Annotated in this window: 14 protein-coding genes; 1 reads left to right on the top strand and 13 read right to left on the bottom strand. The window is 55.1% G+C overall.

Going from position 1 to position 13,770, the window contains the following annotated elements; translation table 11 throughout:
• Positions 1–4 precede the first annotated feature (4 nt).
• The 4 genes from HMPREF1627_RS09785 to glgA are packed head-to-tail and all read right to left on the bottom strand — an operon-like array spanning position 5 to position 3,511.
• The gene (locus tag HMPREF1627_RS09785) at positions 5–958 is read right to left on the bottom strand and encodes an SPFH domain-containing protein (protein ID WP_034503507.1); all 954 of its coding nucleotides are present in this window, start codon (positions 956–958) and stop codon (positions 5–7) included.
• 31 nt (positions 959–989) lie between these two features.
• A complete protein-coding gene (locus HMPREF1627_RS09790) occupies positions 990–1,430 on the bottom strand; it encodes an NfeD family protein (protein WP_034503510.1) in 441 nt (146 codons plus the stop codon).
• A gap of 28 nt (positions 1,431–1,458) precedes the next feature.
• Positions 1,459–2,247: an ABC transporter ATP-binding protein gene (locus HMPREF1627_RS09795; RefSeq protein ID WP_034503513.1), complete on the bottom strand. Its 789-nt coding sequence runs from the start codon at positions 2,245–2,247 to the stop codon at positions 1,459–1,461.
• 52 nt (positions 2,248–2,299) lie between these two features.
• Positions 2,300–3,511: a glycogen synthase gene (glgA, locus tag HMPREF1627_RS09800; RefSeq protein WP_034503516.1), complete on the bottom strand. Its 1,212-nt coding sequence runs from the start codon at positions 3,509–3,511 to the stop codon at positions 2,300–2,302.
• Positions 3,512–3,629: 118 nt separating this feature from the next.
• Between glgA and HMPREF1627_RS09805 the strand changes: the two genes are divergently transcribed.
• On the top strand, positions 3,630–4,868 hold the full coding sequence (locus HMPREF1627_RS09805) for a glucose-1-phosphate adenylyltransferase (protein WP_034503520.1): 1,239 nt from the start codon (positions 3,630–3,632) through the stop codon (positions 4,866–4,868).
• A gap of 57 nt (positions 4,869–4,925) precedes the next feature.
• Here HMPREF1627_RS09805 and HMPREF1627_RS09810 read toward each other — a convergent pair whose 3' ends face one another.
• From HMPREF1627_RS09810 to HMPREF1627_RS09850, 9 genes are all read right to left on the bottom strand, one after another.
• Positions 4,926–5,441, bottom strand: a complete 516-nt coding sequence (locus tag HMPREF1627_RS09810; RefSeq protein ID WP_034503523.1) for an NUDIX hydrolase — start codon at positions 5,439–5,441, stop codon at positions 4,926–4,928.
• Positions 5,438–6,706, bottom strand: coding sequence for a PrsW family intramembrane metalloprotease (locus tag HMPREF1627_RS09815; RefSeq protein ID WP_034503527.1), 1,269 nt, complete (start codon positions 6,704–6,706; stop codon positions 5,438–5,440). The genes HMPREF1627_RS09810 and HMPREF1627_RS09815 overlap by 4 nt, the downstream gene beginning before the upstream one ends.
• Positions 6,707–7,333 carry a hypothetical protein gene (locus HMPREF1627_RS09820; RefSeq protein ID WP_034503529.1) on the bottom strand — a complete coding sequence of 209 codons (627 nt, stop codon included), beginning with the start codon at positions 7,331–7,333 and terminating at the stop codon, positions 6,707–6,709.
• Positions 7,326–8,504, bottom strand: coding sequence for a glycosyltransferase family 4 protein (locus HMPREF1627_RS09825; protein ID WP_034503531.1), 1,179 nt, complete (start codon positions 8,502–8,504; stop codon positions 7,326–7,328). Before HMPREF1627_RS09825 ends, HMPREF1627_RS09820 begins: the two co-directional genes overlap by 8 nt.
• The gene (locus HMPREF1627_RS09830; RefSeq protein WP_324606568.1) at positions 8,505–9,428 is read right to left on the bottom strand and encodes a lipid A biosynthesis lauroyl acyltransferase; all 924 of its coding nucleotides are present in this window, start codon (positions 9,426–9,428) and stop codon (positions 8,505–8,507) included.
• A complete protein-coding gene (pgsA, locus tag HMPREF1627_RS09835; RefSeq protein WP_034503535.1) occupies positions 9,425–10,054 on the bottom strand; it encodes a phosphatidylinositol phosphate synthase in 630 nt (209 codons plus the stop codon). The genes HMPREF1627_RS09830 and pgsA overlap by 4 nt, the downstream gene beginning before the upstream one ends.
• Positions 10,054–10,617 carry an HIT family protein gene (locus HMPREF1627_RS09840; RefSeq protein WP_034503537.1) on the bottom strand — a complete coding sequence of 188 codons (564 nt, stop codon included), beginning with the start codon at positions 10,615–10,617 and terminating at the stop codon, positions 10,054–10,056. The genes pgsA and HMPREF1627_RS09840 overlap by 1 nt, the downstream gene beginning before the upstream one ends.
• 5 nt (positions 10,618–10,622) lie before the next feature.
• Positions 10,623–12,611 (bottom strand): threonine--tRNA ligase, encoded by a 1,989-nt coding sequence (thrS, locus tag HMPREF1627_RS09845; protein ID WP_034503539.1) that lies wholly within the window; start codon positions 12,609–12,611, stop codon positions 10,623–10,625.
• A 137-nt stretch (positions 12,612–12,748) separates the two neighbouring features.
• Positions 12,749–13,768, bottom strand: coding sequence for a lipid II:glycine glycyltransferase FemX (locus tag HMPREF1627_RS09850; RefSeq protein WP_034503541.1), 1,020 nt, complete (start codon positions 13,766–13,768; stop codon positions 12,749–12,751).
• Positions 13,769–13,770 lie beyond the last annotated feature (2 nt).

Genomic DNA, 13,770 nt, shown 5'->3' on the forward strand with positions numbered 1-13,770 from the left:
TTCCTTAGGAACGACCGAAGCCCTTTGAGATCGCGTCAAGGGCACCGGTGAGATCTGAGGGCAGCACCCACAGTTTCGAGGCTTGACCATTAGCAATACGAGGCAGCATCTCCAGGTACTTGTAGGAGAGCAGTTCCGGCGTAGCCTGTCCCTGGTTAATGGCCGTAAACACGACAGAGATGGCTTCCGCCTCGCCCTGTGCACGCAGGATCTGTGCCTGGCGAGCGCCTTCAGCCTGGAGGATGAGGGCTTCCTTCTCACCGCGGGCCTGCAGCACTTGCGCTTCCTGCTGTGCCGAGGCCGCGAGAACGGCAGCCTGCTTTGCACCTTCAGCCTTCTTGATCTGCGCTTCACGCTCTGCTTCAGCAGTCAAAATCGTTGCACGCTTCGTACGCTCAGCAGTAATCTGCTGCACCATCGCGGACAAAACATTCGGCGGCGGTTCAATCGACTTGAGTTCAACGCGTGTCACGCGAATACCCCAGGGGCCGGTTGCCTCGTCAAGAACACCACGGAGTTGCTTGTTAATCGATTCGCGGCTGGTCTGGGTTTCTTCCAGGTCCAAGGAGCCGATGAGATTACGCAAGGTTGTTGCGGTGAGCTGTTCGATCGCCTGGAGGAAGTTAGCAACCTCGTAGGTCGCGCTCCGAGGATCAGTGATCTGGAAGTAGATCACAGAGTCGATCTCGACCATTGCCTGGTCTGCAGTAATGACCGACTGTGAGGGGAAGTTCACCACCTGTTCGCGCAGGTCGATTCGTGCCGCAACACGATCAACAAAAGGCACCAGAAGGTGAAAGCCGCCGTGCAGAACTGAACGGAAACGACCGAGGCGTTCGACAACGAAAGCCTCAGACTGGGGAACAATTCGGACGGCTCTCAGCAGCGAAATTGCTACAAAGAGGACGAAGACTACTGCGACGATCGCAACTACGGATCCGAGAAAATCGTCTGCCATAATCCACACTCCTTTCTTGGAAATATTTTGATTAATTCAATGGCTGATTTGTCAGTGGACGAACAACCGCGGTTGCGCCTTCAATAGCGACAACCTCAATTTGAGTACCCACGGGGATAAGCTCGCCTGTGCTCCGTGCGCTCCATTCGCCTCCGGAGAACTGAATGCGACCATCGCGTTCCCCCACGAGTTGCGTCACGTAGCCGCTCTTTCCGATCAGCGCATCCGCATTCGTTCGGACGTCATCACCCGATCGCTGGATGCGTCCTTTCATGAGCGGGCGCATGACAATGAGCAAGAGAAGCGAAACCACAACGAAAACTACGACTTGCGCAATGAGGCCACCACCGAAAAATGCGGTAATCGCTGCAGCAACGGCTCCAATGGCGAACATCAGGAACACGAAAGTAATGCTGAGAACTTCGATGATTCCAAGGAGTAGGGCTGCCAGCAGCCACATCCACCACGTCATATTGTTTCTCCTTCCAGTCAGCTAATACTCAACGAGGTAGGCCGCGCGCAAACCAGCGACCGTGGTCATTTTCTACGCTCAGCGCCAGTTCAAAGGCTTCAGATAGAACTCGTCCGGTTAGGACTTCCCCAACAGGGCCAGCGGCAAAGACTTCACCGGCTTTCATAACCAGTGCGTGCGTAATCCCCTGAGGAATCTCTTCGAGGTGATGCGTCACCAAGACGACCTGAGGGGCAGCGCGGCCAGAGATGATCTCGGCCATTGCAGCGATGAGCAATTCTCGCGCACCCAAATCAAGTCCCGCCGCGGGCTCGTCGAGAATCAAAACTTCTGGATCCGACATCAGTCCGCGGGCAAGGACAATTCTTTGCCTTTCCCCCTCGGAAAGAGTATGGAATGGGCGATCTTCAAGTTGGGCAACGCTGAAGAGAGCGAGCAGGTCACGTGCGCGCGCGGTATCAACGTCTTCGTATTCCTCGCCAAAAGGCGATGAAACGCCCCACGCGGCAGATCGAACAACATCAATCACTCGCGTACTTGGACGCAGCCGTTGTGTACTCGAAAGAGATACCAAAGAGCAACGAGCTGCCAGTTCCTGGGGTTGGCATGATTCGAGTGGAACACCATCAAAACATGCTTGCCCAGAAGATGGCGCAACTTTTCCGCTGGCGACGCGAACAAGGGATGTTTTCCCTGCCCCGTTTGCCCCCAGAACTACCCATTGTTCTTGGCGCGAGGTACGCCAAGAAACTTCACGAAGAATCTCGGTCTCGCCACGGGTCAAGCTGACATCATTGAGCTCAATCACGGTATCCATTGTTTCAGTATCTCGCAGGATATACAGTGTGTCTTTTTCAAATCAATCAGGCTCAGTGAACGAGTTGTTTATAGAGTTCAACCGTCTTTTCACCGATTGCATCCCACGAGAAATGTTCCCGCGCACGCACAAGCCCAGCATGTCCCATTTCTCGAGCTCTTTCGGGCGAAGCCAAGACTTGAATCAAACGCTCAGCCATATCATGCTCGAAAGCTTCCGGGTTAAGGGGAGTTCCGGTCCCATCGTGTAGTTGCTCGATCGGGACAAGGTATCCCGTCTCTCCATCGACAATGACATCGGGGATACCTCCCGTTGCGGTTCCCACGACGGGCAAGCCGACGGCCATAGCTTCAAGGTTGACGATTCCAAGCGGTTCATAGACCGAGGGAGTAACAAAAACAGTCGCGCAGTCCAAGAGTGCGATGAGGTCGGCGCGCGGAAGCATTTCTGAAATCAAAATGACACCATTGCGAGTGGCTTGAAGCTCTGCAACGAGTCCTTCAACTTCGGCTGCAATCTGTGGGGTATCGGGAGCTCCAGCACACAAAATGACCTGAACATCGTCGGGAAGCAAACGCGCAGCGCGCAAGAAGTACGGGAGTCCCTTTTGGCGAGTAATGCGACCAACAAAGATCACCGACGGCCGCTTGGGATCTACTCCCCACTGGGCCAAGACCTTCGCCTGGTGTTCCTTTTCTTCCGGCGTTGTGGGCACATGCCACTGCGACAGATCAATTCCGTTGTGGATTACGTGCACACGATCGGGATCAACCGCAGGATAAGCGCGCAAAATGTCTTCACGCATTCCGTGCGATACAGCAACCACCCCAGCTGCGGCCTCGTAGGCGGAACGCTCAATGAAAGAAGACACGCGGTAACCGCCACCGAGCTGTTCAGCTTTCCACGGACGCAAAGGCTCAAGGGAATGTGCGGTAATCACATGCGGAATGTCATTCAATAAAGCCGAAATATGTCCGGCAAAATTTGCATACCACGTATGAGAATGCACAAGGTCAGCGCCAACCGTCTGGGCTGCGATTTCAAGATCAACTCCAAGAGTACGAAGCGCAGCATTTGCCTGTGCGAGTTGAGGCAGATCCTCGTAGCCGAAGACGCCTTTTTCGCCTTCGCGAGGACCATCAAAAGCCTGAACCCGCAGGTCATCAACCCGAGGGCGAAGAACTTTGGCCAATTCGGTAACGTGGACTCCCGCTCCCCCGTAGACATGTGGCGGGTATTCTCGGGTCAGCAAATCAACGCGCATGTGAGCTCCTTTGACGCACGGATGTCTCTAGCTTAGCGGAAATGTTGCGTGAACTATGTTCTTCGCCACGTTTTAAAATCGGCCACCAAAAGTGTGCGTTTACGCATACTCTTGTGTCATGGCTAAAAATCATGTTCTTGCGATCGTTCTAGCCGGAGGCGAGGGTAAACGGCTCATGCCCTTGACCATGGATCGGGCAAAGCCGGCCGTTCCCTTCGGTGGTCACTTCCGTCTCATCGATTTTTCTCTCTCGAATATGGTCAATTCGGGATACATGAAAATCGTCGTCCTGACTCAATACAAGTCACACTCGCTTGACCGCCACGTCACGCGAACTTGGTATACCTCTCCTCTCCTCGGTAACTTCATTGCACCCGTGCCCGCTCAGCAGCGTCGCGGCCCGCACTGGTACCTGGGAAGCGCCGATGCGATCTATCAGTCGCTCAACATCGTCGACGATGAAAATCCCGATTACATCGTGATTACAGGTGCCGACAATATCTACCGCATGGATTTCTCACAGATGGTCGAGCACCACATCGAGTCGGGTCTTCCTGCAACCGTGGCCGGTATCCGTCAGCCCATCGAGCTAGCGCCTTCTTTGGGTGTCATCGAAGGTAAGGACGGGCACGTCGATAAGTTTGTTGAGAAGCCGCAGAACCCGCAAGGCCTTCCCGATAACCCCAATCAGGTCCTTGCATCCATGGGTAACTACGTCTTCACAACGGCAGAACTCATTGCCGCGCTTCGTGAAGACGCAGAAGATCCTCTCTCCAAGCACGACATGGGTGGCAATATCATCCCTTGGTTCGTCGAGCGCGGTATGTGCGGCTACTACGACTTCAAGGATAATGACGTCCCCGGATCTACCGATCGTGACCGCGATTATTGGCGCGATGTTGGTACCCTGGATGCCTACTACGAGGCCAATATGGACCTCATTAGTGTTCACCCGGTCTTCAACCTGTACAACAGGGATTGGCCGACGATGACGCTCTTGGATGGTTCCCTGCCTCCTGCAAAGTTCGTTTATGGCGACGAGCATTCCCGCATGGGTCACGCTGTGGATTCCTTCGTCTCCCCCGGTGTGATTATCTCCGGTGGCGAGGTCTACCACTCGATCATTTCTCCCAACACTTACGTCCACTCGTGGGCACAGGTGACGGATTCGGTCATCATGAACGGCACCCGAGTGGGCCGTCATGCAATCGTTTCGAAGACGATTCTCGATAAGGGAGTCGTCGTCGAAGAGGGAGCGGTTGTCGGTGTTGACCTCGAACACGACCTCGAACGTGGCTTCACAGTCACTGAATCGGGTATTACTGTCGTCCCCAAGGGAGTCGTCGTTACTCGCTAAGAGTTGCGCATGAGACGTTTACTGGCCTCCGAAGGTAATGTTCGGAGGCCAGTAAAGTTATTCGACGACGAGAGTCCTTCCATCCCAACCATCAAGGCAGACGCGAATCAGTTCGATGAGCTGGGTTGGATAGAATTCATAGTCATTTGATTGAGCCTCAAAATCATGGATATCCCACCAGCGGTATTCATCAATGACGCGTTGTTCCTCTTCGGTCCAGCGGGAATCACTCAGTTGCTGGCGGTGCGTACGCGCATAAAAGATCTCTTCGTCTTGACGCGCAAGGACTGTTTCAAAATCAAAAACTGCACGGCGACGAGCGATAGGTCCGATCAATAATTCCGGGGCTAAGCGGATTCCAGTTTCTTCAAAAAGCTCGCGCGACGCACATTGTCGAGCGTTTTCTCCATCTTCGATTCCCCCGCCAACGGTGAACCACCACGAGCGCTCGGGATTGTCCGCGTCGTGGCCTCGGACCAGAAGCACACGGTCTTCTTCATCAAAAAGAATGACTCGCGCCGCACGTCTATGCGGGATTCCTTCCGCGTCCCGAGGCCAATTGTGCGCGCTCACGCCCCCACCTGGGCTGCCGTTTGGGACAGTTGCGTCAATGAGAGGAATCGACTCCGTTCCTGGATCGCTTTGTCGAGGAGGGCGCGGTCGTAAGCATCACGCCCGGGGTCCGGCCGGCGACGTTTTTCGCGATTCGCTTCATCGAGGCCAACGGCAGCAAGCGCGTTCAAGAACCGATCCATGGACTTGCGAGCTTCCGATCCGGATTTCGCGGCCCACTCAACCGCGTTCCGTCGTTGAGCGCGATCGCTCACCATACCCACTTCAACGGGCAGGACCCAGCCTCCGACGACATAGGGAATGAGGCCTCGCTGAATATTCGACAATTCTCGGGAGTATTGGATCAGAAGGAATACAAACCAGGCGACGAAAAGGGGCACTTCAAAGAACAGGTATGCAACATACCAGCTTCCTTGATCGTTCACGCTTGCAAGGAAATTCCAGAAGGCATGGAAGAAGACTGCGGTGAGGTATCCGAGAAATACGCGGATTGTGCTCCACAGCGGACCGTAGCAGCGAATAATCACCAAGGCGATAGCCATTCCCGTGAAAGAGGTTGCCATAGGGTGAACGAAAGGCGAAAGGATTCCACGGTTAAATACCGTCGAAGTCAACATCAAGCTGCCTGATGAACTGGACTTCAGGAAATACTGAATATTTTCAATAAATGCAAATCCGGCGCCGACGATACCACCGGTAATCAATCCGTCGAGCCGAGAATTAATTGAGTTTCTTCGGGCAACAATAAAGATGATGATGCCGAGGCCCTTGAAGAGTTCTTCGGCAAAAGGCGCGACGATCACAGCGACCAGCACCGTCGCTATATTCGCGTCGCCCAAAGTGCGTGCAAGATCAAGATTCAGGGTGGTATTGACGACAAGAGATGATGCCGTCGCAACACCTGCCCCCCAGATGAAGCACAAGAATTTTGCCTTCCAGCCTTCCCGTTCCCAATGATCGAGGTAATTCAAAACACCCAGAACAATTCCAAGCGGGATCAGGGCGAGAAGAGTCATCGTTGCAGCGGATACAACGCCTCCGGTGCCGACATATGTCGCCATGAGCACAATGACACCGAGGGTTCCCAGCAGCGTAAAGATAATTTCTAGATAAGGCAGGGTCTTCACTCGCTGCGGGATATGCCAACTCGGGGCAAGTTCAGGAGCAGGGTCTTCAGGCCGAATGAGTTCAGATTCCGTGGTTTTAATCTTCTTCAGACGGTAGTCCTCTCCCGGACCACCCCATCGCACCGTAGTATCACTCATTTAATAGCCAAGTCCATCTTCAAGGGTGTCATCATCAAAGTCGACGCTCACAGCATAGGGGGCATGCCCCGCCAAATGCGCCAGCCTGACCCAGGTACGCTCCCGAATTTTGCGTGTCTGGCTGACGTAGAGGTTATGCATTGAACGCGCTAATTGCACTTTGTACGATACCTGATCGAGCTGGTGAAGTTCGCGAGACCAGTAGGGATCGTTTTCCATCCTCTCGCGCACTTCAGTATTGATCGCACTTCGGAGCACACGTGAAAGCGTTGATTGTGCCTCAAGGTAAGCCAAAGACTGAGTTCGCGTTTCTTCATCCGATGCTGCTGCTTCAGCACTTCTTCTATCCAGACCATCGGCAACGAGTGGAAGATCCTCACGCCGTACACATGCGCAAGCAGCCGAAGAAACCTCGGCCGATACCGCAGATGGCAAGTCCGGATACTCAGCAATCCTTTGCCCGTATCGTGCACGCTCATCGAGAAGCAAAGCGAGCGAATCCCGCGTCGTCAAAATACGCCAATGTAAACGATCCAGACGAGTCGCAAGAATCGCAGACTGGCGAATGACGAAGGCTAGGCAACCGACAGTCAGAATCGCGATAAGGAGCATGAGTGGGTTATTCACTGTCATCTCCCCCGTTTCGGCCCCGGAGCAAATCTAAAGCCGAAGGATCAGCAGGTTGTCCCTGAGCTGAGACCAAAACGGTCTGATAGAGAGCAAGAACCTGATCTGTCACGGTATCCCATCCATAGCGACGGCTTGCATTCAGGCCGCGTTGCGCAAGTGCACTACAGCGCTCAGAGTCCTTGAGCAGTGCAACGAGCTGGCGAGCAAGATCAGCGCTATCACCCGTTGCAAATAGCGCTCCTGATTCGCCTTGGTCAAGCACAGCGCGGAATGCCTCGAGATCAGAGGCAAGAACGGTACAGCCCGCCGCCATCGCCTCGACCAAAACGATCCCGAAAGACTCACCACCAGTCTGCGGTGCGACATAAACAGTCGCGCCTTTGAGAAGCGAGGCCTTATCTTCATCGCTCACTCCCCCGAGGAACTCGACTGAATCGCCAAAGCGCTCCAGTTGTGCTTGGAATTCGTGAGCACCGCCTCGCCCAGCGATCAAGAAACGAGCCCCGGGGATCTCCTGAAGGACCGCGCCGATTGCATCGGCGAAAACAGGAAGTCCCTTACGCGGTTCGTCCAAGCGTCCCAGGAACACAACAACCGGGCGATCGACCGTTGCAGCCCACTCTTCCTTAGGCTCAGCCTCGGCAAAAAAGCGGGTGTCGACACCGTTGGGAATGATCACAGCGTCGCCGCCGTGATGTTCTACAAGGGTGCGACGCGCCTCGGCAGAAACAGCAATTCGCGCGGCAAGCTTCTCAAGAAGCGGATCAAGAGCAGGAGAAGAAACTGAGCGCGAGAAAGAATAGTCCAGCGCCGCGTGGAATGTCCCAATGACAGGAACGGTTGCGGCTCGAAGAGCCAGCATCGAAATCGATGGAACCTCGGGTTCATGAACGTGAAGTACGTCGAAATCGCCTTCTTCAAGCCATTTCTTTGTTCGCGCATTCGCAATGGGGCTGAAAGAAAGACGCGCAACGGAACCATTGAAAGGAATAGCGACGGATGACCCAACCGCGGTGATCCACTCTGGTAAATCCGTTGTATTTTTCGCCGGGGTAAGAACCTTGACCTCGTGGCCGCGTTCAAGCAGTTCAAGGGCGAAATCGCGAATGTGGAATTGAACGCCGCCGGGAACGTCCCAGGAGTAGGGATTAACTATTCCGATCTTCACCTAGTGCCCCTTCTGCGCCGCGCGCTGACGCGCTCTCTCCAACCGCTCCGGATCTAAATCCTCAACAAAGACTGCTTGCATCATATGCCACTCGCGAATCCTACGTTGAAGAATCGGTGTTAACGCATTCACCCATCGCTGGGTCAGTTCGGGAACGTCGGGATCTTCGGTATCTGGATCGTAGAGGTTTTCGGTAATTTCCAAACGAACGAATTCTGGGCGGCCCGAATCATCGACATCGGAGACAACCCCGGCAACCAAGGGTGCTCGTAGCGCGCGAGCAAGCGCCGCAGGACCGGCTGCGACAAGCGCTTTGCGGGAACCGAAGTCCACCTCGATCCCTGATCCGGAAATATCGCGATCCGCAAGAAGCGGGACAACGAGGCCTGCGCGTCCTTCAGCCCGATCACGAAGGGTGTGGAAGACGCTGTCCCCCGGCGACACACCGATAATTTCCATGCCAACATTGCTCCGCAGGTTGACGAAGGCATCGAAGAGTTCTGGTGGATTCAGTTTCTCTGCAACGGTAAGAATCCCCAGTCCCTGAGCACAAACCGCTGCGCCTACACGATCGAATGTCCCCGAATGCGCAAGAGCAAGCACGACCGGACCGGAGGAACTCAGTTCGATCAGCCCTTGGGCTTGACTTAAATCGACGCGGCTGCGCAGCGCTTCGCCGATGCGTCCGCCAAAACTAAGTTGTTCGACGTAGGCATTGACGTGTGAACGCACAGCTTCGCGCAACTGGACGCGCGAAATTGGGTGTCCTAATAAACGCTCATGGTTTGCGCGCATTCTTCGCACGCTCGAACCGTTGAGAAGACACATCAGATCCGCCGCGCGACGGCCAAGCCATCGGACGCATCCGAAAGGAAGATGTGGAACGACTTTAAACGCCCACACAAGGCCGCGACCCGACATCATGACTCCGTGGGTTGTTCAATGTGGCGAGCAGTGAAGTGCACGCGTTGAATAACGGTCACCAGAGAAGCGAAAGCAACCCAGCATAGACCTGCGGCAAAGAAGAAGACTGGAGCACCCCAGCCGTAAAGAGCGGCTCCCAATAAAGCAACAATCAATCGATCAGTACGCTCGGCAATCCCAACCTTGGCAATAACACCGACAGACTCTGCGCGCGCACGAGCATAGGGAACGGTCGCCGCGCCAACAATCGCAATCAGGCCCGCGATAATCGCCACTGTTCGAGTTGTCGAAGGCTCCATGGTAAAAACGGCAAAAGCAACAAGAGAAGCAAAAACAGCGCCATCGCCCAGGCGATCCATCGTCGAGTCAAGGAAAGCACCAAAAGGCGAAGAGGTCCCACTCATTCGTGCAAGGACTCCGTCAATAGAATCGCAAAATAGAACGACTCCTAACGCGAGCGCCCCCTGCCAGAGATAGCCCCTTGGCAAAGTAGAAACTGCAACCGCGATCGTGACGAGAGTCCCCGTAACGGTCACCATATTTGGTGTCACGTGTGCTGCCAGCAGAAGCCTGGCAAGCGGAGTGAAGATCGTTTTGGTAATTGAACGTCCGTGGTTTCCGAGCACTAGTTCTCCTGTGACGTTGGCCAAGCCGCCGCTAGACGCGCACGCGCGTCTTCAAGTAGTTCAGGCACAGCTTTCGTGCGCGCAATGATGGGGAAGAAGTTCGCGTCTCCTGCCCACCTGGGAACGACGTGTTGGTGGAGATGAGCAGCAATCCCCGCTCCCGCTACCTCGCCTTGGTTCATCCCCAAATTAAATCCAGCGGGGTTGGCGGTTTCGCGTTCCACTCGCATTGCCGTTGCGGTCAGGCGCCCCAATTCAATGCGTTCTTCATCGCTCAGCTGCGTGTAGTCAGAGACATGGCGATAGGGACAGACCAAGAGGTGCCCAGAGTTGTACGGGAAGAGATTCATCAAAACGAAGCACGTGTCCCCGCGATAAACGATGAGCCCTTCCTGGTCAGTGCGCGATGGCGCAGCACAAAAAGGACACTCTTCCGACGAGGAATCGGCGGGTTTGTGATCGCCATGTATGTAGGCCATCCGATACGGCGTCCACAAACGATCAAAACCGTCGGGAACACCAGCAAGTGCCCGTGAGTCCTCGGTCGGAAGAGTGTCACTCATTGTTATCAGTCCTCAGCGCTGGGATCAGCGTTATTGCGGGTCGCGATGTGGTGCGCGATACGCTCAACCGCCTCGTCGACGGGAACACCGTTGAGCTGGGAGCCATCGCGGAAACGGAAGGACACTGCCTGCGCTTCTTGGTCTTCCCCGCCCGCGATCAAAGTGAAGGGAACCTTCTGCTTTGCGGCGTTACGGATCTTCTTGCCAAAGCGATCATCGGAATGATCAACTTCGACGCGAATACCACGCTCTCGCAACCGCTGAGCAACCGTATCCACGTACTCATCGAAGGCCTCGGCAACGGGAACAAGGCGTACCTGCACGGGCGAAAGCCACGCGGGGAATGCTCCTGCATAGTGTTCGGTCAACACGCCGATGAAGCGCTCGATCGAGCCGAACTTCGCCGAGTGGATCATGACCGGTTCACGGTGGCTTCCGTCAGGAGCGGTGTATTCCAGTCCAAAACGGTGCGGCTGGTTGAAGTCGTACTGAATAGTCGACATCTGCCAGGTACGTCCGATCGCGTCCTTCGCCTGAATGGAAATCTTCGGGCCGTAGAATGCAGCACCACCCGGATCGGGAACGGTATCCAAACCGGTTTCTTCTGCGCAGCGACGCAAGATCTCGGTGGCTTCCTCCCACTGTTCATCGGTTCCGATGAACTTGTCCTTCTTCTTTCCATCGGTGTCGCGGGTAGACAGCTCGAGGTAGAAGTCGTTCAAACCGAAATCGCGAAGAAGCGTCAAGATGAAGTTCAACAGGTGCTTAATTTCATCACCGGCTTGCTCGGGCATCACATAGGAGTGTGAATCATCCTGAGTGATCGAGCGAACGCGAGTGAGTCCTTGAAGAACACCGGACTTCTCATTGCGGTAGACGGTACCGAACTCGAAGAGGCGCAGCGGAAGTTCACGGTAAGAACGGCCTCGGCTCCTGAAGATCAGGTTATGCATCGGGCAGTTCATGGCCTTGAGGTAGTAGAGCTGACCGTCATCATCCATGGGCGGGAACATCCCGTCCGCATAGTAGGGAAGGTGACCCGAGGTATGGAAGAGATCTTCCTTTGAGATGTGGGGAGTACCCACGTAGAGGAATCCGTTCTCAATGTGGGCTTCGCGCACGTAATCTTCCATGACACGCTTGAGGACGCCGCCCTTGGGGTGGAAAACAGGCAGACCAGCGCCGAGTTCCTCTGGGAAGGAGAAAAGATCAAGCTCAGCACCGAGGCGACGGTGATCACGTCGCTCAGCTTCCTTGAGTCGTTCTTGATAGGCGACTAGATCTTCCTTCGAGGCCCACGCAGTTCCGTAAATTCGCTGCAGTTGGTCGTTGGCTTGGTCACCGCGCCAGTATGCGGAAGAGGACTTGGTGAGCGCGAAACCGTTGCCGATCAGCCTGGTTGAAGGCAGGTGGGGGCCGCGGCACAGGTCCTTCCAAGCGGTTGTGCCGTCACGGCGCACATTGTCGTAGATTGTCAGTTCAGAGCCGCCAACCTCGACAGAAGCATCCTCTGCTCCCCCACCCTTAGTGGTGATGAGCTCAAGCTTGTAGGGCTGATCGGCAAGTTCTTCGCGGGCTTCGTCTTCACTGACCACGCGGCGACGGAAGGTCTGGCCTTCTTTGACAATGCGCTTCATGCGCTTTTCCAGGTCGCGCATGAGTTCAGGAGTGACCGAATCGATATTCCCGAAGTCATAGTAGAAACCATCGGTGATGAAGGGGCCGATTCCAAGATTCACGTCCGGGAACACTTCCTGAACCGCCTGAGCCATGACGTGTGTGCAGGAGTGACGCAGGATTTCCAGACCGGCTGGAGAGTTCAGGGTAATTGCTTCCACCGTTGCGCCGGATGGGATTTCACGGGAGAGATCCCATGCTTTTCCATCGACTGTCATAGCGACGACGTCGCTACGCGAGGCATAATGCTGCAAACCGGTGCAGCCTTCTTCAATTTCTACAGCAACGCCATCAATAGTTGCGTTGATAACAGGCACGAGCTGTGCTCCTTCGGGTTTCTGGCGACAAGCGCCATCTCTACCTGTCAACTGCACGCATACGAAGGCGCGTCAAACGCTCTTATCGAGAATCGACAGGCTTGGACCCTTCTATCGTAGCCGCCGAGGCGGCAATGTCACGAACGCAGTGCGCGCTTGAGTGAAAGCAAGTTACGCAGCCCCGCGTAGAGTCGCGGGCGCAAAGGAAGATCCCACGCTCCGGGGACATCCGTGTAGCCCTTGGCAAAGTTCAGCTTGTACTTGCCAACGGTAAAAAGCTCCGGCACGCGAGGCGAGTGCATGCCCATAAGATCGATACCACCCTGCGGATCAAGATCGGGGCCAAGAGTGAGTGCGCATTGAACATCCAGCTCTGGCATCGCGCCAAGTTTGCGCGCCAGCGCTGTCGTTGCACCGTAATAGCATTCGGCCTGACGATCGTTCACCAAAATGAGGTTCCACGCGGCAACCTTGCCATCGACGCGAAGGACATATAGGTGCGAATGTTGTTCGCCCAAAACCTTGAGCATCGTTGCATAGACCTCGGGAGGATGCGGGTGGAAACCGTCGCGCTGCGCGGTTTCCTTCAAAACTTCGTAGTATTCACTGAAGTCCTGTGCGGCGGCTTCGCGTTCGTCAGCAATGCTGGTTTCGACCTGCGCAAGGGCCTTTCGGGAACGTCGAAGCTGGCGACGGCCTTCCTTCGTCATATCAGCAAGAATCTTCTCCTCATCACCACCGTGGGACCGAATGATGACCGTCCGATCGTAGGTGATGATCTGCATGACATCTCGAAGATCGTCTGCGGAGAAAGTCGCATGCAAACGAATAAAGACAACCGAAGAGTCTTTTTCGCGAACATAGCGGGCCAAAGCATCGCGGAATGCGCGCTCACGTGCAGGGGTTGCTTCCTTCAGCCACACAGGGCCGTGTTTCGCCCACAGATAGCGCGCTCCTCGCATTGAGTACTCGTAGAGCGCAACCAGGGCGATTCGCTTTCCTTCCTCGCAATACTCGAGGCGACCCCAAAGTTTACGTCCTTCAACAGCTTCGTATTGCTCCCAAATTGCAGATTGTTCAACCGGAAGCGGGGTTACGCCGGCAGCGCCGATACGCATTTCTTCAGCTGTAATCGAGCGGAGCTGTACCTGTGACATGA

Source organism: Actinomyces sp. S6-Spd3 (genome assembly GCF_000758755.1).
In the GTDB taxonomy this organism is placed as follows: domain Bacteria; phylum Actinomycetota; class Actinomycetes; order Actinomycetales; family Actinomycetaceae; genus Pauljensenia.